The sequence below is a fragment of the Lysobacter alkalisoli genome (genome assembly GCF_006547045.1).
Taxonomy (GTDB): Bacteria; Pseudomonadota; Gammaproteobacteria; order Xanthomonadales; family Xanthomonadaceae; genus Marilutibacter; species Marilutibacter alkalisoli.
Map to the genome: position 1 here is coordinate 3,639,603 of NZ_CP041242.1, position 22,080 is coordinate 3,661,682.

Annotated in this window: 18 protein-coding genes; 3 read left to right on the forward strand and 15 right to left on the reverse strand. The window is 68.6% G+C overall.

The genetic code is table 11. The features are described 5' to 3' along the window. Positions 1–136: 136 nt before the first annotated feature. A complete protein-coding gene (locus tag FKV23_RS16055) occupies positions 137–2,824 on the reverse strand; it encodes a TonB-dependent receptor (protein ID WP_141624771.1) in 2,688 nt (895 codons plus the stop codon). Between the two features lie 373 nt (positions 2,825–3,197). Between FKV23_RS16055 and FKV23_RS16060 the strand changes: the two genes are divergently transcribed. After that, positions 3,198–3,992: an undecaprenyl-diphosphate phosphatase gene (locus tag FKV23_RS16060; protein WP_141625248.1), complete on the forward strand. Its 795-nt coding sequence runs from the start codon at positions 3,198–3,200 to the stop codon at positions 3,990–3,992. A gap of 77 nt (positions 3,993–4,069) precedes the next feature. Further along, entirely contained in the window at positions 4,070–4,903 is an 834-nt protein-coding gene (locus FKV23_RS16065; protein ID WP_141624772.1) for an META and DUF4377 domain-containing protein, read from the forward strand. 110 nt (positions 4,904–5,013) lie between these two features. On the opposite strand, the gene FKV23_RS16070 is transcribed toward FKV23_RS16065, so the two are convergent. The 12 genes from FKV23_RS16070 to FKV23_RS16125 form a co-directional block, all read right to left on the reverse strand. Beyond that, complete coding sequence (locus FKV23_RS16070; RefSeq protein ID WP_141624773.1) at positions 5,014–5,640, reverse strand: YbhB/YbcL family Raf kinase inhibitor-like protein; 627 nt, start codon at positions 5,638–5,640, stop codon at positions 5,014–5,016. Between the two features lie 29 nt (positions 5,641–5,669). Next, complete coding sequence (locus FKV23_RS16075; protein WP_167285333.1) at positions 5,670–7,739, reverse strand: tetratricopeptide repeat protein; 2,070 nt, start codon at positions 7,737–7,739, stop codon at positions 5,670–5,672. Between the two features lie 65 nt (positions 7,740–7,804). Beyond that, on the reverse strand, positions 7,805–8,809 hold the full coding sequence (locus tag FKV23_RS16080; RefSeq protein ID WP_141624775.1) for a YheT family hydrolase: 1,005 nt from the start codon (positions 8,807–8,809) through the stop codon (positions 7,805–7,807). Between the two features lie 45 nt (positions 8,810–8,854). Then, positions 8,855–9,658 carry a lysophospholipid acyltransferase family protein gene (locus tag FKV23_RS16085; protein ID WP_141624776.1) on the reverse strand — a complete coding sequence of 268 codons (804 nt, stop codon included), beginning with the start codon at positions 9,656–9,658 and terminating at the stop codon, positions 8,855–8,857. Between the two features lie 30 nt (positions 9,659–9,688). Next, entirely contained in the window at positions 9,689–10,138 is a 450-nt protein-coding gene (locus tag FKV23_RS16090; RefSeq protein WP_141624777.1) for a hotdog fold thioesterase, read from the reverse strand. A gap of 184 nt (positions 10,139–10,322) precedes the next feature. Further along, positions 10,323–10,517, reverse strand: a complete 195-nt coding sequence (locus FKV23_RS16095; protein WP_141624778.1) for a hypothetical protein — start codon at positions 10,515–10,517, stop codon at positions 10,323–10,325. A gap of 483 nt (positions 10,518–11,000) precedes the next feature. Continuing rightward, positions 11,001–12,938, reverse strand: a complete 1,938-nt coding sequence (locus tag FKV23_RS16100) for a phospholipase D family protein (RefSeq protein WP_244244199.1) — start codon at positions 12,936–12,938, stop codon at positions 11,001–11,003. 35 nt (positions 12,939–12,973) lie between these two features. Continuing rightward, entirely contained in the window at positions 12,974–13,570 is a 597-nt protein-coding gene (locus FKV23_RS16105; protein WP_167285336.1) for a YceI family protein, read from the reverse strand. Between the two features lie 89 nt (positions 13,571–13,659). Further along, a complete protein-coding gene (locus tag FKV23_RS16110) occupies positions 13,660–14,136 on the reverse strand; it encodes a SixA phosphatase family protein (RefSeq protein ID WP_141624780.1) in 477 nt (158 codons plus the stop codon). Positions 14,137–14,225: 89 nt separating this feature from the next. Continuing rightward, entirely contained in the window at positions 14,226–14,855 is a 630-nt protein-coding gene (locus FKV23_RS16115) for a ParA family protein (RefSeq protein WP_141624781.1), read from the reverse strand. A gap of 66 nt (positions 14,856–14,921) precedes the next feature. Further along, entirely contained in the window at positions 14,922–16,172 is a 1,251-nt protein-coding gene (locus FKV23_RS16120) for a hypothetical protein (protein WP_167285338.1), read from the reverse strand. A gap of 77 nt (positions 16,173–16,249) precedes the next feature. Further along, a complete protein-coding gene (locus FKV23_RS16125) occupies positions 16,250–17,173 on the reverse strand; it encodes an AEC family transporter (RefSeq protein ID WP_141624783.1) in 924 nt (307 codons plus the stop codon). A 117-nt stretch (positions 17,174–17,290) separates the two neighbouring features. Here FKV23_RS16125 and FKV23_RS16130 point away from each other — a divergent pair, with 117 nt between their 5' ends. Further along, entirely contained in the window at positions 17,291–18,772 is a 1,482-nt protein-coding gene (locus FKV23_RS16130) for an AAA family ATPase (protein WP_141624784.1), read from the forward strand. A gap of 33 nt (positions 18,773–18,805) precedes the next feature. Here FKV23_RS16130 and FKV23_RS16135 read toward each other — a convergent pair whose 3' ends face one another. Further along, on the reverse strand, positions 18,806–19,435 hold the full coding sequence (locus tag FKV23_RS16135; protein WP_141624785.1) for a tetratricopeptide repeat protein: 630 nt from the start codon (positions 19,433–19,435) through the stop codon (positions 18,806–18,808). 172 nt (positions 19,436–19,607) lie between these two features. Continuing rightward, complete coding sequence (locus FKV23_RS16140) at positions 19,608–21,962, reverse strand: beta-N-acetylhexosaminidase (protein WP_141625250.1); 2,355 nt, start codon at positions 21,960–21,962, stop codon at positions 19,608–19,610. Positions 21,963–22,080 lie beyond the last annotated feature (118 nt).

Consider the following 22,080-nt stretch of genomic DNA (forward strand, 5'->3'; position numbering starts at 1 on the left):
GTTCTTCCGGGGGCGTTGGGCCATGTTTTCGTAACAGCGGGTCGTCGGCGTCACTCAGGGCCGTAGCCACCGCGCAGGCACGCCGGATCGGGCCCGGTGCCAGCGGGCCGATCGCGGGTGGTCATGTCTGCCGATATCAGAACTGATAGCGGACACGCAGGCCATAGCTGCGCGGATCGTTGAGGAAGCGCACGTTGATCCCCGAGCCGACCAGGGCCTTCTGCGAGACGTCGTTGTCGAGCAGGTTGTTGCCCCAGGCTTCGAAACGCCAGCGACCGTCCAGTGTGGTCAGACCGATGCCGGCATTGAGCATGGTCTCGCCGCGCTGGCGATCGGGGAAACCGGCACTCGCTGCGTCCTCGGTACGGTCGTGGATCACCGCACCGGTATCCTGATCCTTGCGGATGAACTCCACATCGCGGTTGTTGTACTGGGTCAGATAAAAGGCCGACCGGTACGAGGCCAGCACCTGCCAGTCGAGGGTGCCAAACGGCAGCTCCATGGAGTGCTGCAGGCGCATGTTGAAGGTCAGCTTCGAGGCCAGCGGCAGCTCGTTGCCGGACAGGTCGATCAGCGAGGTCGCGCCGCCTACGCCCCAGTTCTGGCTGCGCACGTCGGCCACGGTGCCCTGCTTGATCTCGCTGTCGAGCCAAAGCGCATTGAGATTGAGTATGAAGCTGTACGGCAAGCGCAGCACGCTTTCGGCCTCCACGCCATAGACCGCGGACTTGCCGACGTTGCGGTTGACCAGCGCAAAGCCGGTCGCCTCGCCGGTAGAGGGATTGGTGGCGATCACTGCCAGATCCTGGAACACCTGGTCGCGGTAGTCGTAGTAGAAGGCGCTGACGTTGAAGGTGGAGGTGCGATCGAACAGCCCGAAGGAGTTCTTGCTGCCCAGTTCGTAAGCGATGATGGACTCGGGCTTGAACGTCTCCGGGATCTCTTCCGGGTCGAAGGTATCGTTGAAACCGCCCGCCTTGTGTCCGCTGGAGACCAGGCCATACAGCAGGTTGTCTGCGCTCAGGTCGTACTCGAAGCCCACCCGCCAGTCGGTGAAGTTGAACTTGCTGCGGCCGAACTGCTGCGCCGGGATGCCGTTCACCTGGACCCAGTCCTGGTACGGGCAGTTCAAGTACTCGCCGCCAATATCGACGCGGTCGACGCAACCGAAGTCGCCGCCGTTGGCGACGCCGCCGATCTGCTCGAGGATGGTGTCGTTGCGCCCGTGCGACAGGATGCCCTGCAGCAGGAAACGCGCCATCTCGGCCGGCGAGGTGAGGCCGGTTACATCGAAGTTGGGCCGATACATGAACGCCGGCGCGAAGCCGGGCGTGCCCAGCCGGGTGGCGAACTCGCCCGGCCAGCCTTCGGGCGCATCGTCGGCCGGGGTGCCCGGCAAACCGAGCGCCCAGTTGCCGCCGATGCCGTAGCGCGACTTCTCCTCCTTCGTGTAACGAAGCCCGCCCTTCACACGCAGACGGTCGTTGACGTCGAACGTACCGTCGGCAAACACCGCCGAGGAGCGGCCATTGACCTCGGGCATGGTGAATTCGGTGCCCGAGTACCAGCGCCCCTTGTCCGCCAGCGAGAAGTAACCGACCTCCTGATCCTCGTCGAAGTGGAACAGGCCGGTGGTCCAGCGCAGGCGCGTGTCGTCGTGGGAGGACAATCGCAGTTCATGCACCTGCGACTGCGATTTTGTCATCCAGTACTGGGTGGAATAGTTGTCGTAGTCGATGCCGCCCGGGTTGCTGTCCGAGAGGGGTTCAATGTTGCGGCCCGGCCACAGGATGCCTTCGCTCTGTGCATTGGTCTGCCTGAAGTCCACGTCGCGGTAGCTGGTGTTGTATTCCAGCACCACCGGGCCGAAGTCGTAGGAAACACTGGCCTGCGCACCCCAGTTGGTGCTGTCCAGCGCGCCCTGTGCGCCGCGGTAGATGACCTTGCGCAGGTCCACGTCGTCGGGCATGTAGCCGGCCCTGGCAGCGGTATAGACGTTGGCCCCCGGATAGCCGGTGCCGCCTTCCTTGCCCATGTCGGCCATGGCGAACACCGACAGCTTCTCATCAGGCTGGTACAGGAACGACACGCGCGCGCCACGATCGTCCTGGATGCCTGCCGGATCCAGCTCCTGCGCCCTGCCTGCGTTCTCGAATGGGGAATCCTTTTCGACCTTGTAACCGGCCACGCGCAGCGCGGCCCATCCGCCCAGCGGAAAATTCAGCGCAAACTCGCCGCCGCGGTGATCTCGGTTGCCGGCCTCGACCTGCACGTAGCCACCAAAGGCATCGAGGTCGGGACGTGCGGTGATGATATTGAGCGTGCCGGCCAGCGCATTGCGGCCACGCAGCGTGCCCTGCGGACCCTTGTTTATCTCCACGCGCTCGATGTCGTAGAACATGCCGCCAAGGCCACGGGGGCGCGGGATGTAGGCACCGTTGATGTGCGGTGCGGCGCCGGGATCGCCCAGCTCGGTATTGTTCGACGAGCCCACGCCGCGGATGAAGATCTCCAGGTTGCCTTCCTGGTTGGCCATGCTCATGCCGGGCACCAGCGCCTGGATGTTGCGCAGCTCGTTGTTGATGCCAAGCGCGCGCGCGTCGTCGGCGGAGATGGCCTGTGCGGTACCGGCGTACTTCTGCAGATCCTGTTCGCGCCGCTCCACGGTGACGATCACGGCATCCAGCGTGGACGCATCACGCGCGTCGGCAGGCTTGCGTTCTTCCTGCACCGTCTGCGCCACAGCCGGCATGACGACGGTGGTCGCGAGCAGCGACGCGAAGATCGCGCGCGTGAGGATGTGTTGTCGGTATTGACGGGTCATCTGATCTCTCCCCTTGAGTTGCTGGATATGCGTCACGGCCTGGCGGCCAATTTCCCGGCCGTTCTACACACCAGTTGACAACGCTGTCAACTCGTATCTGCAAATGCATCGCCTCCCCTTGGAAAGGCCTAAATCACGGAGCACAAAGGGATTTTTCTGCTGCGTCGCAGCACGCATCTCCGCGGGAGAGGCGACCGCCTGTGAGTGGTTGCACGGGCCGCAACAGGCGCCATGAATGCCGACCCTGCGCCTGCAAGTCGCGAAACTGCTGCCTGCCGCGTCTGTCCACGCTCAGCGACGCTGACCTATCCTAGCGGGCCGTTCCAGCGCCCACGACCTGCCGATGCCTTTTCCGATCCCCGCGGACGCCGCCGTGTCCGACCTGCTGTCCGCCCTGCTGCTGGGTATCCTCGAAGGCCTGACCGAGTTCCTGCCGGTCTCCAGTACCGGCCATCTGCTGATCGCCCAGCACTGGCTGGGGCCGCGTTCGGACCTGTTCAATATCGTCATCCAGGCCGGCGCGATCATCGCCATCACCCTGGTGTTCCGGCAGCGGCTGTGGGGGCTGGCGACCGGGCTGGGCGAGCGCGCCAACCGGCTCTACCTGGCCAAGATCGCGGTCGCCTTCCTGGTCACCGCGCTGGTGGGGCTGCCGGTGCGGCTGGCCGGCTGGCAACTGCCGGAAACGGTGTCGCCGGTGGCCACCGCGCTGATCCTCGGCGGCATCTGGATGCTGGTCGCCGAGCGGCTGGCCGAGCGCCGCGCGCCGAGCATCGAGATCACCTGGACGGTGGCGATCCTGGTCGGGCTGGCGCAGGTGGTGGCCGGCGTGTTCCCGGGCACCTCGCGCTCGGCGGCGGCGATCTTCATGGCGATGCTGGCCGGCACCGGCCAGCGCTCGGCGGCGACCGAGTTCGTGTTCCTGGTCGGCATCCCGACCATGTTCGCGGCCAGCGGCTACGCCCTGCTCGAGTACATGCTCGACGGCAGCGCGCCACCGGAAGCCTGGGACGAATTGGGGCTGGCCTTCGTGGCGGCGGCGATCACCGGCTTCATGGTCGTGCGCTGGCTGCTGGGTTACATCAAGCAGCACCGATACACCCCCTTCGCGCTGTACCGGATAGCCTTGGGCGCCGCCTTGCTGCTGTGGCTGCCCTCCGGCGGCTGAACGCCTCTCCGGCCTGCAACCCCATCGCAGCCGCCGCGCCGTTACAGGGTGGGTATCGATTCCAGAAGGAGCTCCACATGATCCGACACGCCCCCCTCGGCAGCCTTGCCCTGGCCCTCTCCGTCGCGCTGGCACTGGCCGGGTGCAATCCGCAATCGGCCGATCCGCAACCCGACGATTCCGGCACCCCGGCCGCTGTCGCAACCGCTTCCGGAGCCGGCGCCGAGCTGACCCGCCATCACTGGAAGCTGAGCCAGGTGCTCGGCGCCGATGGTGAGCCCGCCCCGGGTCCGCTGGCCGGCCTGGAACGCCCGCTCCAACTCGACTTCTTCGACGACAGCCTGTCCAGCAACGGCGCCTGCAACGGCTTCGGCGGCGACTACCGCATCGAGGACGGCACGCTGCAGGTCGGCTCGCTGCGGCAGACCCTGATGGCCTGCGAGGGCGACCTGATGGCCGCCGACGCGGCACTGGTGGAGCATCTTGAAGGCGCCCCGCGCCTCGACCTGCAACCGGGCGAGCCGCCCACCCTGACCCTGACCGCCGCCGATGGCAGCGCGCTGGTCTTCAACGGCGAAGCCACCCCCGAGGCGCGCTACGGCAGCGCCGGCACCCAGGTGTTCCTCGAAGTCGCCGCGCAACGCGAGTCCTGCCCGCACCCGCTGATCCCGGACATGCAGTGCCTGATGGCGCGCGAGATCCGCTACGACGATGCCGGCCTCAAGACTTTCGTGTCCGAGGACTGGCAGCCGCTGTACCAGGAGATCGAGGGCTACGAGCACGACGCGGGCACCCGCAACGTGCTGCGCCTGAAGCGCTTCGACATTGCCGATCCGCCGGCCGACGCATCTTCGGTGGCCTATGTGCTCGACATGGTGGTCGAGTCGGAGATCGTGACCGGCAACGACTGACCGGCCCGGCACGGCCGCAGTTTTCCACCGTAGCCCGGGTAAGCGCAGCGCACCCGGGGACGACGTGACGATTTCCCGGGTGCGCTGCGCTTACCCGGGCTGCGATCGTGTCAGCCTTTGACGCCCGGATGCAGAGAGTAAGTGCCGTGGATGCTGGCCTCGGCCAGCACATGGCCGTGCATCGCGGCGAACGCGTCGGCGGCGCTGAAGTCGTCGCCGACCGGCAGGGTGTCGACGTCGAGCGCAAACAGGCGGAAGAAGTAGCGGTGCAGGCGCAGGTCGTTGGGCGGCGGGAACGGGCCGTCGTAACCGCGCCACTGGCCCGACATCGAGTCGTCGCCGGCGAACCAGCCGGTGTAGTCATTCAGGCCCTGGCGCGCGCCGGCCGGGCCTGCCGGCTCGCTCTTGCCGTGCGGAATGACGCCGTCGCTGCAACTGCCAGCCGCTATTTCGCGCAGCTCCGGCGCGATGTCGACCATCGCCCAGTGCACGAAGTCGCAACGCGGCTGGTCGACCGGGATCTCGACCCCGGCCTTGCCCACCATCTCCGCCACCGTCGGCACGTCCGGGTCGATGCACAGCAGCGCGAACGAACGCGTGCCCTCGGGCACTCCGTCCCAGGCCAGGTGCGGGTTGCGGTTGGGCGCGAAGCCGAAACCGTCGGAGGTCGGCTGGCCGGCGGCGAATTCGGCCGGCAGGCGCTGGCCGTTCTGGAAGTTGTCGCTGATGATTTTCATGCGGGTCTCCCGTCAAGAACCATGAAGCGTCATCGTGCCGGATAGCCGAGCCGCTCCGCCACCGGCGCCAGAATCGCGAAGGCGGTCGCCAGCGGTTCGGCGTAGTGGCGCCAGTGGCCCGGCGCGTAGTGGTCCGGTCCCTGCGCACCGGGCGGCAGCGGCGGCAGCTCGACCCCGAGCGCTTCACCGACCGCCCCGGCAATCGCGGCCGGATCGGTGGCACTGTCATCAAGCCTGATCAGCGCGTGCGGGAACAGGTCCTGCTCGTGCAGGTCGGCGATCTGGCCGAGCGCCCTGGCCATCCATTGCGCCGCGGCCTCGGGCGACTCCATCGCGAACGGCATCGGCGCACCGAAGGCCAGCCAGCCAACCAGCATGTCGCGCGGATCGCGCAGCGCGATCAGCAGCCGTGCCGCCGGCAACTGCGTGCGCAGCGCGATCAACAGGGCGTTGTCCCACCACAGCAGCCAGTCGATGAGGCTGCCGTTTTCGACCCGGCGCGCGGCATGGGTGGCGCGCCACTGGCTGATCAGGAAATGCGGGTCGAGCGAGCCGTCGACGAGGGCGGCTGGGGTGCCGTAGCGCTGCACCGGGTCGCGCGGCGGTTGCGCGCTGAAGCGGTCGGCGCGCAACGGCATGCGGGCGTGCTCGAGGGTCAGCGCGATGCGTTCGACCAGCGAGCCCGGCGCACCCCACAGGAAGGCGACACCCGGCGCCTTTTCCGGCACCGGCGCCATCTCCGGCAGGGCCGGAAGACTGTCGCTGAGCGGCGGCAGCGGCAGCCGTTGCGGCACCATCTCGGTCTGCAGCTCGACCCAGGTTGCGAGCGCGGCGTCATGCTGGCCGGCGGTGTCGAACGCACGGCCGAGCAGTTGCCTCAGCCCGCGCTTGATGTTTTCGTCCCCGGCCTTGGCCAGCAGGCCCTCGATCTGGGTCACCGCGGCATCCGGGTCGGTGCGCATCAGGCCGTCGACCACGCGCAGTTCGGCACCGGCATGCCCGGGGTCGAGTTCGGTGATGCGGCGGGCGATGGCGTCGGCCTGCGCGGTCTCGCCGGCCTGCTGGTGCAGGGTGGCGCGAGCTTCCAGCGCCGGCACGAAATCCGGCATCGCCGCCAGCCAGCGCTCGACCACTTCGCGCGCGGCGTCGCCTGCGAATTCCTCGAACAGCAGTCGCGCGTACCAGAGGTCGGGCACATCGGCGTGGGTGGCGAGCAGGCCTTCTAGGGTCTGGCGGGCATCGTCGTCGGCACCGCCGCGGCGCCAGGCCTCGGTCAGGGCGACGATGGTGCGGCGGTCGCGCGGGTATTCCGACAACAGCGCCTTGAGCCGTGCCTGCGCGCTGTCGAAGCGGCCAGCCTCCAGCTCCATCTCGCCGACCAGCCGTCGCAGGCCCGGGTTGCCGGGCTCGCTGTCGAGGATCGGCAGCAGCTCGTCGACCGCTTCGCCGGGGCGGCCCTGGCGGCGGACCATGTCGGCCACAATCGCCCGCAACGGGTTGGACGGCTTGCGTTCAAGCAGGCCGCGGAAAGCCTGTTCGGCAAAGGCGAAGTGGCCCTTGGCGGCGTAGGCGAAGCCAAGTGCATTGCGCAGGATCGCTTCGTCCGGGAAGCGCTGCGCAGCCCGGCTGAGGATCGACAGGCCGCGGTCGGCGTCGCCACGGCGCAGCGCCAGGGTGCCCTCGACCGCAGCCACCTGCGGATGCTCGGGCGCGATGCGGGCGGCGACCTTGATCACGCTGTCGGCCTGGTCGAGGTCGCCACGGGCCAGTGCCAGCTGGGCCTGCAGGATGTAGGCCGGGAACTGGTTCGGGTCGAGCCCGATGGTGCGCGCCAGTTCGGCCTCGGCTGCGTCGAGCTGGCGGCCGTCGAGCAGCAGGCCGGCACGCTCCAGGTGCAACCGGGCATCCTCGGGCTGCAGCTCGATGGCACGGTCGACCGCGGCCAGCGCGGCATCGCGGTCGCCGTCCAGGCGCAGCGCGGAGGCCAGCAGGCGGTGCGCGGCCGGGTCCTCGGGTTGGGCGTCGACGGCCTCGCGGGCGGCGGTCAGGGCTTCGGCGGCGGCACCGCGGCGGAGGGCATCGATGATGGGTTCGTACATGGAAGGCTTTGGGTCGGGCGAAACGCGCATTGTAGCGGGCGTCCGCCACCCCGAGCCGGGCGCGCTCAACCCGCCAGTACGTCGGCCAACCGTTGCGCGACCCAGCGCTCGGCGAAGCCGTCCAGGCGCCGGCTTTCCAGGAACCCGCAGTGCCCGCCCCAGGGCGAGATCTCCAGCCGCGCGGTCGACGGCAACCGCAGGGCGCGAAAACCGTCGACCGGGATCACCGGATCGTCCTCGGCCATCAGGATGCTGGCCGGCACCGACAGCGCGGCCAGCCGCTCGCCGGCGATCGAGTAGCCGTCGAAATAGCGGTCGAGGCTGCCGAAGTCGGTGTGGCGTTCGACCATCCACTGGGTCAGCGGCCGCATCCGCAATCCGAGCACGCTGTCGTCGAAGGCATGCAGTTGCGGGAACAGCTCGCGCTTGCGCGCCAGCGAGCCGCGCCACTTGCGCTCGAAATACCACAGGTAAAGCGGCAGGCCGTTTTCCATCGCCTCCATGGTGCGGGCCGGATCGAGTACCGGGCAGATCGCCGCCACGTGCGCGAGCGGCAACCCGACGGACGGGGCATGCAGGGCCAGGCGCAGGGCGAAGTTGCCGCCCAGCGAATAGCCGGCCACCGCCATCGGCCGCCGCGCGAACCGGCGCGCGACCTCGCAGGCGGCGTGGACGACCTCGCCGATCCGGTTGGAATGGAACATCTCCTCATTGAGATGATGGGTGTCGCCGTGGTCGCGGAAATTGAGCCGGAACACCTCGAACCCCGCCTGCAGCAGTTTCGCCGCGGTCAACCGCATGTAGCTGGAGTCGACGCTGCCCTCCCAGCCGTGCAGCAACAACACCAGGCCGTGCGGCTCCGCTCCAGGCACCACGCTGTGCAGGCCGTGCAGGCGCACGCCGTCGCCACCGTCGATGATGTGGCCGGTGGTGATCGCGCCACAGGCGGCCAGGCTGCGCTCGCCATGACGGCGGCGCAGCGGACTGCTGCCCAGCGCCGACTGCACGTGCGGGCTACGCAGCCAGGGCGGCGGGCGATAGTCGGAAGCGGTCAGCGACGGGAACGGCATGGGTTCGAAACTAGCCCTGTCGATTCGAGCATTCGCTCGGATCCACTAATACTGCATGGCCCCGATGATGCGCTGCCGGGCCAGCTCGGCGATGCGGCGGCGGCCGTCCTCGGCACCGTGCGGGATCGGCTCGAGGAAGATCACCTCGCCCGGCCGCGCTGGCTCGCCGAGCAGGCGCAGGAAGTTGGCCATGAAGCTTTCCCTCGGTGCGAACGCGACCGTGACCTGGGCATTGCCGTGCTCGCCGTAGCGCAACGCGACCGGCTGCACCGGCACCCCGGCCTCGACCGCGGCCAGGAAGATGCGGGCATGGAACGGACCGATCTCGCGGCCGCCGCGGGTGCCGCCTTCGGGGAACACCCCGACCGACTGCCCGTTGCGCAACCGCGCCAGCATTTCGTGCAGCACCCCGCCCAGCGACTCGGTGCTGCCGCGGTGGTGGAAGATGGTGCCGGCGCGACCGGCCAGCCAGCCGACCACCGGCCAGTTCGAGATCTCGCGCTTGGCGACGAAGCCCATCATCCGCTGGCTATGCAGGGCGGTGATGTCGATCCAGCTGACATGGTTGGCGACGAACATCGCCGCACCCGGTAGCGGAGTGCCGACCCGGCGCATGCGGAAGCCGAAGATCCGCATCAAGCCGCCCGACCAGGCCCGGACCGCGCGATGGTCGAGCGGTTCGCCACCCCAGTGCAGGCGATGGGTCGGCAGCGAAATCAGCACTAGCACCACCGGCAGCGACACCGCCAGGTGCAGCAGCAGCAGCGGAATCCGGTAGAGATAACGGAAGGCGCGCGCAGGCCACGCCGATCGCGTGCCAGCGACGCCGTGGGGGGGCGACGCATTCATCCTGCGAATGATAGCGGCTTCGCCGCCGGTTCAGCGGCCCCCGACCACTGCCAGGGTGAGTCGCGACACGCAGACCAGACGGCCGGCCTCGTCCTCGATGCGGATTTCCCAGACCTGGGTGCTGCTCCCGACGTGCAACGCGCGCGCGGTGCCGGTCACCACGCCCTCGCGCACGCCGCGTACGTGGTTGGCATTGATCTCGATCCCGACCACGCCCTTGCCTTCCGCCACACACAGGCCGCCGGCGCTGGAACCCAGGGTTTCGGCGAGCAGCACCGAAGCGCCACCGTGCAGCAGGCCATAGGGTTGGCGGGTGCGCGCGTCGACCGGCATGGTGGCGCGCAGATAATCGGGGCCGATTTCGGTGAAGACGATGCCCAGCGGCTCCATCGCGGTGCCGCGCGAGAGCGCGTTGAGCTGGTCGAGGCTGACGCCGCTGCGAAACAGTGAGGGGGGCTTGAGGTCGGGGGCGCTGTTCATTGCGCCACGATAGCCGAGCTCCGCCGATCAGCGACAGTGGGGCTCATGGCCACGGGGTCTTGATCGGACTCCCGGGGAAGACAAAATTACCGGCCGGCGCATCGCCGAGAGATGGGGGAAGGGGACGATGCGACAGCCGGCAGGGGAAAACAGACCTGGGGGCGCCGGACGGGCCGGCCGGCGCTCACGCGCAGGCATACAGCGGAGTGAACGTGCGACCGGTATAGCTGCGGCCAGTGGCATAGCCGCTGCTGCGGCCGTAGCCGACACCGAAATCACGTGACGGATAGGGGTGGCGGACCTGGGGAGTGTTGTTGTTGACGTTGCGGCGGTCGTCGCGGGGGCGGTTGAGGGTGTGGACGTTGCTGGTGGCGTTCATGGCGGTTTCCTGGGGGCGGCGGAGCTGGTGGGGGGGTGACAACCGATGTAGTGAATCGGTGTGCTGGTAAAGTATAACACCTAGACCCTTACCCCATGTGCCGGAAGTCATGCTTCCGCTATTGCTTTGTTTTGGTTCAGGTTGCGGGGGAGCCAGGGTCGCGGCTCAAGGATTCAGATGAGCCGGGCCGGCAAACCGTTGCTGTGACTGATGGCAGGGGGCCGCGTGGAAGCCGGCGGCCATGCCATTGCGGGACACGCGTGAACCCATCCCTGGGGCTCTTCCGCGACATCCATGTCGCGGACGGTCCCGCAATGGCATGGCCGCCGGCTTCAGGACAGCCAACTGACGTCTGCAGGTAAACCCATCCGAAGCGACGTATCTCCGCTCTCGCAAAAACATCGCCGCCAGGGGTAGCACGGCGGCGTCAGGAAGGCGCCGCCACTTGCATCCCAACGGACACGCCTCTGTTGCTGGGCGCAGCTACAGAATCGGCGCCAGCCCCGCTCCAAACGCAGTGAAGACGCGGGTGGTGAAGCCCTTGAAGCCGAAGTCGACCTCGGGGAAGTCGCCGACCGGCTGGTAGCAGGCACGGAAGCCCGGGTGGTCGGGCGGCAACGGTTCGGGGCAATCGGGGCCGGGCACGAATTCGTAGCTGGTCGCGTAGCGAAGCGGCCAGAAGTCGAACAGCGGCAGGTACTCGAAGGCCTTGGCCACCGAATAATCGAGTCCGGAGAACACCGGCGGCTTGTCGCGGCGCGCGATCACCCAGGAATTGGCCGGCGCGATGTCGCGGCGGATGCTTTCGGCCAGGGCTTCGGCGAACGCCCGGTCCTCGATCACCACCGCCGCTTCGGTGTTGTAGTGGTCGCCGCGCGGGTCGAAATTGTGGCTGCCGACCACGCCGACACGGCCGTCGATCACCAGCGACTTGGCGTGCAGGCCGATCCGCACTCCGGCGCGCTTGAGTGGCACCGGTTCGCGCATGCGGCGCGAGGAGAACCGCAGCGCCGCATGTTCGCGCGCCAGTGCCCGCCGGTACTGGTAGCGCTCGACCGTGCTACTGCGGTTGTAGTGGTTGCGCAGCGCCCGTCGGACTTCGTCGAAATCGGCATCGTCGGCGGCAATGACCGCCCGGCTCGGCGATGTATCCGCCGCGTCCGGCTCCGGCTCGGCCTGCGTCGCCGTCAGGTCGATCGGCGCGTCGGCCGGGAACGGCTTGTACTCATATATGTTGAAGCCGAACTCGCGCAGGTAACGGCGCTTGTACTTGTGCGAGAGCGCATAGACGATGAAAGCATCGGTCGCGGCCAGGCTGTTGGTCGAGACCACGACCCGCGGCGGATCCTCGCGCTGGCGCATGCCGCGGAACAGGTCCTGCGCGGCGGGCGACAGCACCAGGTACGGCGTCTGCATCAGCACTTCTTCATTGGCCGATTCGATCAGCTCGCGCAGCGAGGTGCTGGTACCGAGCTCAAGGTTGCCCTGGTGCTTTTCCGGGGTGTCGGAGATGTAGCGCACCTCGCCGACCGGGATCGCCTTCGATGCCAGCGCCTGGTCGACCCGTTGCTCATCGCCGGCATCGCGGCGCATCGCCTCGGCGCGCTCGGGATGGAGGTACTCCGCGGGCGCCAGTTCCAACACCCCGTTCCTGAGCAGCCGCCGGCCAACGTCGTTCAGGCGCGCCGCCGGCACGCTTCGGTGGTCGCTCCAGAACAGGTTGAAGTCGGTCGCCATCTCATGCGCGACCGGTCCGGTCACCAGCACGTCGCGATCGCGGAAGTTGTAGCCCGCATCCCAGTCGTAATAATCGTCCTGGTAGTTGCGGCCACCGGAGATGCCGACCGCGCCATCGACCAGCAGCAGTTTGGTGTGCATGCGCTGGTTGAGCCGGCGCCAGCAGCACAGCGCCGCCAGCGCGTATTCCGGATAGCTGATCATGGCCTTGTTCCGCACCGGGTTGTACAGGCGGACATCGAAGTTGGCGTGGACGGAGACCAGCGCGGCCAGGGTGTCGACGCGCCTGAACGCGGACAGCTGGTCGATCAGCAGCCGCACCCGTACCCCGCGCCGGGCCGCGGCCAGCAGTTCGTCGAGCACCAGCCGGCCGGCATCGTCCTCGTCGAAGATGAAGGTCTGCAGGTCGATGGTGGTGGTGGCGCTGCGGATCAGGTTGACCCGCGCCAGCAGCGCCTCCGGACCGTGGTCGAGGATCAGCGCATAGTGCCGCGGCGCCTCCGGGGTCGAGGCGGCGAAGGCCTCGCCGGCCAGTCGCCGCAGCGGCGAGGGCTGGGCGCAGGCGTCGGCCCGGTCGCAGTCCAGCTCGGTCGAGCGCGCCTGCATGGCAATGGCCTCGGCGCGATCGCGCTGGACGCCGGACAGACTCGCGCAACCCGCCAGCCACAGCGCAAGGAAACCCACGGCCAGCCACCTGGCCCGTTGAAGTACAACAGCGGTCACGGCTGTGCGTCCTTGTCCAGGCGTACCTGAAGGGTGAAACGGACATGGTTGTCGAGCGCGAACCGCCAGGCGCTGAGGCCATAGTCATGGCGATCGATGCGGCCGCTGGCGACCACATCGCAATCGCGACCGGGCCGGGCGCAGGTGGCCGGCTGCAACTCGAAGGTCTCGATCCGGCTAACGTCGCGGATGGTCAGCCGGCCACGCAGGGCGCCGCCGCGGCGGACTTCATCCTCGCCGACCGGATCGGACACGAATTCGACCTGCGGATGCTGCCCGGCATCGAAGAACGCCTCACCGCGCGCCATCTGGGTGTAGCGGTCGGAGCCGGCAACCACGAAACTGGCGGTATCCAGGCGCACCCGCACCTGCCGGCGGCGTTCGTCGACCATCACCAGTTCACCGTCGTAGCGGGGGAACTCACCCATCACGCGCTGGCCCCAGCGGGTGCGCAGCTCGACCCCGAAACGGGTGTGCTCACGGTCGAACTCGCCCACTGTCTGCTGCGCGGCGGCCACCGGCACGGCCAGCAACAGGCCCGAAGCCAGCCAACAGCGCCATCGGCCGAGCCCCTGCGGCCGGGTGCCCCGCATCGATGCCGGCCACCGCCACAGCGTCAGCCCCCACCCTGCGCGGGTCACGCCCCCTGGCATTCGCCGACCGCTCCCGACCCAAGCCTCGGTCATGGCCACCAGAATGCGCTGAGCCGGGCAATGCCGGGCTCGAGTGCGACATCGCCGGGCAGCGACAGCACCGCGATGCCGGCCGGCGGCATGCCGCGGTACTCGCTGGACTGACCGCTGTGCAGCAGCGCCGACAGCCGCTCGAAACCCGGGTTGTGGCCGACCAGCATCAACCGCCCGACCTCGGCATGGCCCTCGGCCAGCGAGATCAGGTTGCCGGGCGTGGCCTCGTAGATCGCCGGCTCGATGCGCTGGTCGACATAGCCGACCACCGACAGCACCGCCTCCAGCGTCTCGCGGGTGCGCCGCGCCGGCGAACACAGCACGCAGTCCGGGACCAGCCGCTGTTCGGCAATCCAGCGCCCGGCGGCTTCCGCCTCGGCGAGGCCTTCGGCGGACAGCGGCCGGTCGAGGTCGGCCTGGCCGAAGGATGCCGGTTCGGCGTGTGCGTGGCGCAGGAGAATGAGTTCGCGCATGGGCTGGCCAGATGCTCAGTGAGTGACAAGGATACGGCGGGTTGCCAGTCCCGGGGGCGGTTTTCGGCTCGAAGCTGCCCGGCTGGTCGCTACTTGCGCAGCCACCTCAGCAGCGGCTGCCAGTCTTCCTGGTGCTCGCGGACCTTGGCCGAGTGGTAGTCGAACAGACTCTTGCCCCACCCGGTCAGGAACACATAGGCCTGGCTGTCGCGCAACTCCCCCACCAGCGGATAGGGCCACTGCTTGAGCAGTTCCACGGTCCGCCGCGAAGCGTTGGTCCACGGCCGCAGCCGGTTGCCGACCAGGCCGACCCGCAGCTCGCCCTTGCGCACCCGCGGATGCCTGGCCAGCGAATCGAGGAACGGCACCGAAGCTTCGAGGTCGAGGTTGGAGGCCTGCACCGGCACCACCACGTGGTCGGCGAACTCCAGCAGGTGCTCGAGGTCGCCGGCCATCGCCCCGGCGGGGGCATCGATGACCAGCCGCTGGGTGTCCTCCGGCAACTGCTTGCGCCAGGCCTTGCGCCTGGTGCCGTCGAGCGGCAGCACCGCGCTCTCGCTCCCGGCCCGGCGTTCGGCCCAGCGCGTCGACGAACGCTGCGGGTCGACATCGAGCAGGACGGTGTTCAAGCCATCAAGAGCCGCCTGCGCGGCAAGGTGGGTGGCGATGGTGGTCTTTCCGACGCCTCCCTTGGAACTGGCTACCAGCACGGTCTTCATGCGAGCTCCCTCCGGACGGAATCCGCAGCCTACACCGGCGGCCGCGGCGGGACCATCGCGAGGCGGTCAAGGCGGGGGTGGCGGCACCGGAGCGTTTTCGTCGCCGTGCGGATCGCGGCCGGTGATCACCAGGGCACGCTGACGGGGATTGGATGGCAGCCAGCCGGGTGGCGATTGTGATTGACCGCGCTGTTCCAGTAGCCACTGGATCGCCGCCATTTCGCCCTGTTGCAACATCCGTTCGGTGTAGCCGACGGGTACGCCTTGCTGGAACTGGCGGGACAACGCTTCGTGTTGCCAATAATGCTGGCGCAGCGATTCCCGCCACACAGCTCCCCCGGCAGAGCCGGCACTGAGCCGGACCTGGGTCACCAGCCCGATCAAGCGCTCGATCAGCGTGTCGCCGCTGGCGACCCGCGAAGCTGCGCCTTGGCACAGACCGGTCCGTGCCGGTGGCAGCGGCGGCCTGCAGGCACGGGTGAGGCCCTGGAACGCGGGTAGGGCGAACGCTGCCCACGTTGCGTTCACCTCCACGAGTTTCATCTCGTCCGCGGTCGCGGGCCTGCCCAGCCCCATCTGCTCGCCAGCCGCGGCAGCCACTTGCGGCGACGGCACCGGCGACGCCACCGCGGCCAACTGATCGGCCAGCATCCGGCTGAGATCGGTGACGTGAGCATCCTGGAACGACGCCTGCGCCATCCGTTCAAGCGCGGCATCGACCGCGGCATCGTCGCCTGCCGCCTGCGCCCGCTGGAGCTCGGAAAGCCAGACCGCCGCATTGTCGGGCTCCAGTGCCTGCAGGCGCGCGTCCCATGCCTGCCGGTCACAGCTTGGATCGACCGGATCGCACTCGGCTGCCGCCAGCCAGTTCGCCAACGGGTCGTCGGGCATCATCTCCAGCGCCCTGGCGAAGGCCTCCGCTCGATCAGCTTTTCGCTTTTTCTCATGGAGCGCCAGCATCGTCGGGTCCGTGGGCTTGCGGGTGGATTCGAGCGGCAGCACGGCCAATGCAAGTTGCGCACGGCCGTCGCCGGCAGCGGCATGCGCCCGCAGATGATCACGGACCGCGACGTGCCAGGCATGTCGCCAGTGCTCCAGTTCGTACAACGCCCGCGGGTCCTCGACTTCGGGGCTCGCGCGACCTCCAATGCCGGCATCGCTGGAGACGCGCTCGGCAGCATCTTGTTCCACGATGTCAGTTTCGACCGCCAGATCGAGTGCGCCACTGCGGCCAGCATTGGCGCCCACGTCGGCTTCTGGTGCCGATCCTTGCCCGCAACCCAGCAGCAGGGCCGCTCCCAAGGTCACCACCCCCATCGTGCTGCGTTCCCCAAGGTGCGTCTCCTTTCCAAACCCCAGGCCGTGAGCGTAACAAGCGCCCGACTATCGACCCCTCAGCGCCCCAACAGCATCGCCCACAGCGGCAGGGTCGCCATCGACAGCAGTACGCCGTAGCCGACCATTGCCGCGGCCAGCCGCGGAGCGAGGCCCTGGGCGATGGCGAGTGCGGCGGCGGTGACCATCGACGGCATCGCCGACTCCAGCACCGCTGCCTGCGCCATCGCCCCGCGCAATCCCAGCAGGGGCACCAGCAACCAGGCCAGTGCCGGCATCAGCGCCAGTTTGAGCAGCAGGCCGACGGCGAGCGGCTTGAGTTCGTCGCGCGGCAATGCCAGCCGTACCGACAGGCCGATGGTCAGCATCGCCAGCGGCAGCAATGCGTCTGACAGCCGCTGCAGGCCGGCTTCGATCCAGTGCGGCGGCTCGGCCGGCATCGCCGTGAAACCGACGATCAGCGCCCAGAACGGTGGAAATCGGAGGATCCGCACGGCGACCTCGCGGGCACCCGGCGCACGGTTCCCATGCGGCATGCTGCCGCTGTAGCGCGCCAGCACCCACAGGCCGAAGGTCGACAGGATCATGAACGCGCCGAACTGGTCGTAGACCACTGCGTAGGGCAATGCATGCTCGCCGATCAGGGCGCTCACCAGCGGATAGCCGAGGTAGCTGGTATTGCCGAGGGCGACGGTCAGCAGCAGTACCGCATGCTCGTCGCGACGAAAGCCGAACCAGCGCGCGCACAGCCCGACCAGCAGCACGGTCGCGGCCAGCAGCAGCCAGGGCACCGCGACCACCCCGATCAGCGCCGGCTCCAGCGTCAGCCGCGGCGCATAGCGCAACACCGCCGCCGGCAGGCAGACGTAGAGCACCACCAGGTTGAGCACCTGCGGCGCGTCGCCGGGCAACACGCGCAGGCGCTGGAACAGGTAGCCCAGCGCCAGCATCGCCAGCACCAGGGCGAAGGCGTCGAAAGCCATCGATTGCATCGCGGACGGGGGGAGTCACCATCCTCGCCGCACCGCGCGATGCGCTCAAGTAGACGAAGGTCCGTCCGCGCTCGCTATCATGCGGGACCGACAGCCAAGCCCTGCCCGATGAGCGAACTGCAAGACCTGGTCGCGCTGATCCGCGCCAACACTCCCCTGATCGTGATCGAGACCCGCGACGAGAGCCGCGTCACCGAGCTGTTCCGGCAGGCACTGATGCAGGTCTGGCGGGCGATGTTCCGCTGGTCGATCACCGAGGGCCTGCGCCGGATCGACATCGATCGCGAGGACCCGGCCGAGTCGCCGCCGGACGTGTCGAGCACACTGATGACGATCCGCGACGCCGGCCAACGCGGCGTCTACCTGCTGTTCGACGTGCACCCGTTCCTCGGCGCGGCGATGACCCAGCGCCAGCTGCGCGAGGTCATCGACCGGCGTGATTGCCAGCCGCATGTGCTGGTGATGGTCGGGCACAAGGTCGAGCTGCCGGCCGAGCTGGAATCCCGCGCGGTGCGCTACCGCCCGCGCCTGCCCGATGCCAACGCGCTGCTCAAGCTGGTCCGCCAGCAGGCCGAGGACTACGCGAAGGAACACGGCGGCAAGCGGGTCGAGGTCGACGGCGAGGCGGTGCAGCAGATCGTGCGCAACCTCAACGGACTGGACCTGGTCGACGCCCGCCGGATCGCCCGCCACCTGATCTTCCGCGATGGCGCACTCGATGCCGACGACCTGCCGGAGCTGGCCCGGCTCAAGTTCGAGCTGCTCAACCAGAGCGGCCACCTGCACTACGAATACGACAGCGCGCGCATGGACGAGGTCGCCGGTGCGCGCCGGCTCAAGCGCTGGGTCGAGCACCGCCGCGAGGTGTTCGTCAGCGGCAATGCACCGCCCGGGCTCGACATTCCCAAGGGCATGCTGCTGCTCGGCGTGCAGGGCTGCGGCAAGTCGATGATCGCCAAGGCGGTCGCGGCCGGCTTCGGGGTGCCGCTGGTGCGGCTGGACATGGGCACGCTCTACAACAAGTACCACGGCGAGACCGAGCGCAACCTGCGCGAAGCGCTGGCCGCGGCCGAGCAATTGGCTCCGTGCGTGCTGTGGGTCGACGAGATCGAGAAGGCGCTGTCGGGCGACGACAACGACGGCGGCGTGTCACGCCGGGTGCTTGGCCACCTGTTGACCTGGATGGCCGAACGCCGGTCGCGGGTGTTCATGGTCGCGACCGCCAACCAGGTCAGCGCGCTGCCGCCGGAACTGCTGCGCAAGGGCCGTTTCGACGAGGTGTTCTTCGTCGACCTGCCCGATGCCGCCACCCGCGAGCAGTTGTTCGACCTGCACCTGCGCAAGCGCACGCTGGATCCGTCGGAATTCGACCTGCGTGGCCTGGCCACCGCCAGCGAAGGCTTTTCCGGCGCCGAAGTCGAGCAGGCCATCGTGTCGGCGATGTACGCCGCCCATGCCACCGGCGCGGCATTGAGCGACTTCGCCCTGCGCGCCGAACTCAAGCAATCGCGACCGCTTTCGGTGCTGATGGCCGAACAGGTCGAAGCGCTGCGCGCATGGGCGACAGGGCGTACGGTGCCGACCGACTGAGGGGCCGCGCAGGCGGCCCGGGGCGGTCTGGGCTTACGGCCAGGCCGGCGGATTCTCGGCCCAGGCGGCCTGCACTTCGGCCAGGATCGCACGCTCGGATTCGCTCCAGTCCGGCAGCAGCTCCGCATGGCGGGCGGTGGTGCGCCACTGGTCCGGTTCGCTGCGCACCGCGGCGGCGTACCACTGCACCGCCTCGTCCCTGCGGTCGACCGACCACAAGGCCAGTGCCAGTGTCTGCGGCACCCAGCTCGCCGTGATACTGCGCAAATTCACCAGCCCGGCCCACTGCGCCAGCGCACCCTCGGAGTCGCCAGACCGGTACAGGTCCCAGCCATAGTTCCACATCACCGGGCGCCGGAGCGCGTTGTTTCCGTCCAGCCCTTCCAGGGCCCGGTCGTACAGGCTGCGGCCGACTTCGACCCGGCCGGAACCGAAGGCGAGGTGGGCCAGCTGGGCGGCCTCGGCATGGGCGCGCCGGTTGCGCTCGATGGTCGCCAGCAATTTCTGCATCACCGCCTCGCCGGTGCCATTGACCACGACCACCGGTCGCGTCGTGCGGGAGTCATCGGCGAAGTAGAACTCGGCCGGGCGCGGCAGGTTCTGGGCCGCGGCCATACCGGTGGCGGCAAGCAGGACCGCCAGCAGCAAGATTCGTGCACTCATGTGCGTTTCCCCCTGTTGCCTCCAGGCGTGGTGCGTCTGTCAGCACGTTGCATTCATCAGCGCGCTTTACTCGGCGCGGCAGCGTCGCAGCACTTGACGTGCTGCGACGCAACGAATGCTACCCGATGCACGCCGAAAATGTGACCCTCACCTCGCTGTTCCCGGCGGATGTTCAGGGCCGGCCGGGCACCAACCCGACCCGGTCGACCACCCACATCGCCGGCCGGGTATCGCCGGTGACGCGGATGCACAGGTCCTGCCGGCCTGCCGCCGGCGGCGGCGGCAGCACGGCCTCCAGCTCGACGAAACCGTCGGCGCCGGGTTCGGCCGGCATCGGCAGCTGCGCCAGCAGTTCGCCTTCGCAGCCTCCGCCGTGGACCATCAGTTCGCCATGCGCGGTGACGGCCGGCTCGAAGTGGCGGCTGGGCTCGTCGTGGGCGAGCTGGAAGTAATACGGGATCCGCCCCAGCCGCACCTTCACCGCGCCGATGCCGTCGAGGTCGGCCGCGTTCCACTGCCAGCACGGATAGAAGATGGTGGCGTTGAAGATCGCGCGCTCGCCGTCGGCGGGGCCGTCGTCCTCCAGCCGCAGCAGCAGACGGCCGGCATCGGGACAGATCGCCAGCTGTTCGTCGGTGCGGACCAGCAACGAAGCCGGATCGAGCACGAACGTCTGCGGCTCCGCCAGCGGTTCGCCGTCGAAAAACGCCGCCGCACGAAGCTCGGCCGGCAATGCGACCTCGAACGGCCCGGCATGGGCCGGCGACGTGGCGACCGGCATGCTGCCATCGGTGGTATGGCGGATCTCGTACCCGAGCGGGTTGGACAGGGCGACCGTGGCGATGCCGGCGGCGCGGTCGTCGTCGACCTCGATGGCGACCTGGAACGGCGTCTGCGCATGGCCGATGCCGAGCATGCGGTAACGCTGCAGCTGCATCGGCAGGCGCCGGCGGAAGTCGTCCCAGTTCTTGTCCGCTGCCGGGGTCCAGCCGCTCTCGGCGACTGCGGCCAGGCGCGGGAACAGGTTGTGTTCCAGGCGCTCGTCGAAGCGGGTGTGCTCGGTCCACATGTTGGCCTGCAGGCCGAGGATGTGTTTCTGCTGGCCCGCGTCCAGCTCCGCCGGCACCGGCTCGAACGCATAGACATCCTGCACGGTGATCGTCGCCGGCCTGCCCGGCGGCTCGTCGGGCAGGGTGGTCTGCAGATAGTCGAGGTAGAGGTCGGACGAAGGCGACATCACCACGTCGTGGCCCTTGCGCGCGGCCTCGATGCCGCCCTCGATGCCGCGCCAGGACATCACCGTCGCGGCCGGCGGCAACTCGGCCTCGAGGATCTCGTCCCAGCCGATCAGACGCTTGCCGTTGCCGGCGAGGAACTTCTCCAGCCGCTCGACCAGCAGCCCCTGCATCGCCATCTCGTCCTGCGCACCCAGCTCGCGCATGCGCGCCTGCACCCGCGCGGAGGACTCCCACTGGTCCTTGACCGCTTCGTCGCCGCCGATGTGCACATACTCGCCGGGGAACAGTTCGACCACTTCGGCCAGCACGTTCTCGAGGAATACGAAGGTCTCTTCCTCGACATTGAACAGCCAGCTGTGCACGCCCCACTCGTTCGACACCGGCGGTCGCTCGCCGGTCACGCCGAGTTCGGGATAGGACGCGATCGCCGCCTGTGCGTGGCCGGGCACGTCGATCTCCGGCACCACGGTGATATGGCGCTCGGCGGCATAGGCGACGATGTCGCGGATCTGCTCCTGGGTGTAATGGCCGCAGTACGGGCGCGGCTTGCCGCTGGCCGGGTCGATGCCGGCGTCGCCCGCCGGAATCCGACAGCCGCCGATCTCGGTGAGCTTCGGATAGCGCTTGATCTCGATCCGCCAGCCCTGGTCGTCGGTCAGGTGCCAATGGAAGGTGTTGAGCTTGTGCAGCGCCATCGCGTCGAGCAGCTTCTTGATCTGCTCCACGCTCTGGAAGTGGCGCGCGGAATCGAGCATGAAACCACGCCAGCCGAAGCGCGGCGCGTCCTCGATACGCATCGACGGGATGCGAATGTCGCCCTCGGCCTGCGTCGTCGCCAGCTGCCACAGGGTCACCGCGCCGTAGAACAGCCCGGCCGGTTCGGCGGCAACCACGCGCACGCCGGTCGGCGCGACATCGAGCCGGTAGGCTTCCGGCGAGCCACCATCGAAAGCCGGATCGAGAGCGAAGTGCACCGCGCCCTCGTCCGCCCCGCCGACGGCGGTGCCCAGCTCGAGTCCCCGCGTCGCCCGCAGGTAATCGGCGAAACGCACCGCCACCGCCTCGGCCGCCGCGTCCGCGGACAGCAATGGCGTATCCACGGACAGCACGAACGCGCCGTCGCCCTGCTCCAGCCTGGCCGGTTTCGGGATCAATGCGCCATCCGCAACATCAGGCACGGCCGCCGCCTCAGTCGCAGTCGGAGTCCGGTCGGCACACGCCGTCAACGCCACGAGCATCACGGCCCCTGCCAGCCACAGGCGGCATCCGGTCGACTTCGATTGCATCATCACTTCGGTTCGATCCTTCATGGTGCGTCCCGACATCTTCGGACGAGTCCGGCGCCGATGCACCCGACCGCGTCGCCACAAGAAAAGGCGGGCCCACGGCATCCGGGCCCGCCAGGGG

Excerpts from the sequence above, each read along its gene's own strand:
- FKV23_RS16055 (WP_141624771.1), bottom strand. The coding sequence starts at position 2,824 with ATGACCCGTCAATACCGACAACACATCCTCACGCGCGCGATCTTCGCG.
- FKV23_RS16065 (WP_141624772.1), top strand. The coding sequence starts at position 4,070 with ATGATCCGACACGCCCCCCTCGGCAGCCTTGCCCTGGCCCTCTCCGTC.
- FKV23_RS16070 (WP_141624773.1), bottom strand. The coding sequence starts at position 5,640 with ATGAAAATCATCAGCGACAACTTCCAGAACGGCCAGCGCCTGCCGGCC.
- FKV23_RS16075 (WP_167285333.1), bottom strand. The coding sequence starts at position 7,739 with ATGTACGAACCCATCATCGATGCCCTCCGCCGCGGTGCCGCCGCCGAA.
- FKV23_RS16080 (WP_141624775.1), bottom strand. The coding sequence starts at position 8,809 with ATGCCGTTCCCGTCGCTGACCGCTTCCGACTATCGCCCGCCGCCCTGG.
- FKV23_RS16085 (WP_141624776.1), bottom strand. The coding sequence starts at position 9,658 with ATGAATGCGTCGCCCCCCCACGGCGTCGCTGGCACGCGATCGGCGTGG.
- FKV23_RS16090 (WP_141624777.1), bottom strand. The coding sequence starts at position 10,138 with ATGAACAGCGCCCCCGACCTCAAGCCCCCCTCACTGTTTCGCAGCGGC.
- FKV23_RS16095 (WP_141624778.1), bottom strand. The coding sequence starts at position 10,517 with ATGAACGCCACCAGCAACGTCCACACCCTCAACCGCCCCCGCGACGAC.
- FKV23_RS16105 (WP_167285336.1), bottom strand. The coding sequence starts at position 13,570 with ATGCGGGGCACCCGGCCGCAGGGGCTCGGCCGATGGCGCTGTTGGCTG.
- FKV23_RS16110 (WP_141624780.1), bottom strand. The coding sequence starts at position 14,136 with ATGCGCGAACTCATTCTCCTGCGCCACGCACACGCCGAACCGGCATCC.
- FKV23_RS16115 (WP_141624781.1), bottom strand. The coding sequence starts at position 14,855 with ATGAAGACCGTGCTGGTAGCCAGTTCCAAGGGAGGCGTCGGAAAGACC.
- FKV23_RS16120 (WP_167285338.1), bottom strand. The coding sequence starts at position 16,172 with ATGGGGGTGGTGACCTTGGGAGCGGCCCTGCTGCTGGGTTGCGGGCAA.
- FKV23_RS16125 (WP_141624783.1), bottom strand. The coding sequence starts at position 17,173 with ATGGCTTTCGACGCCTTCGCCCTGGTGCTGGCGATGCTGGCGCTGGGC.
- FKV23_RS16130 (WP_141624784.1), top strand. The coding sequence starts at position 17,291 with ATGAGCGAACTGCAAGACCTGGTCGCGCTGATCCGCGCCAACACTCCC.
- FKV23_RS16135 (WP_141624785.1), bottom strand. The coding sequence starts at position 19,435 with ATGAGTGCACGAATCTTGCTGCTGGCGGTCCTGCTTGCCGCCACCGGT.
- FKV23_RS16140 (WP_141625250.1), bottom strand. The coding sequence starts at position 21,962 with ATGATGCAATCGAAGTCGACCGGATGCCGCCTGTGGCTGGCAGGGGCC.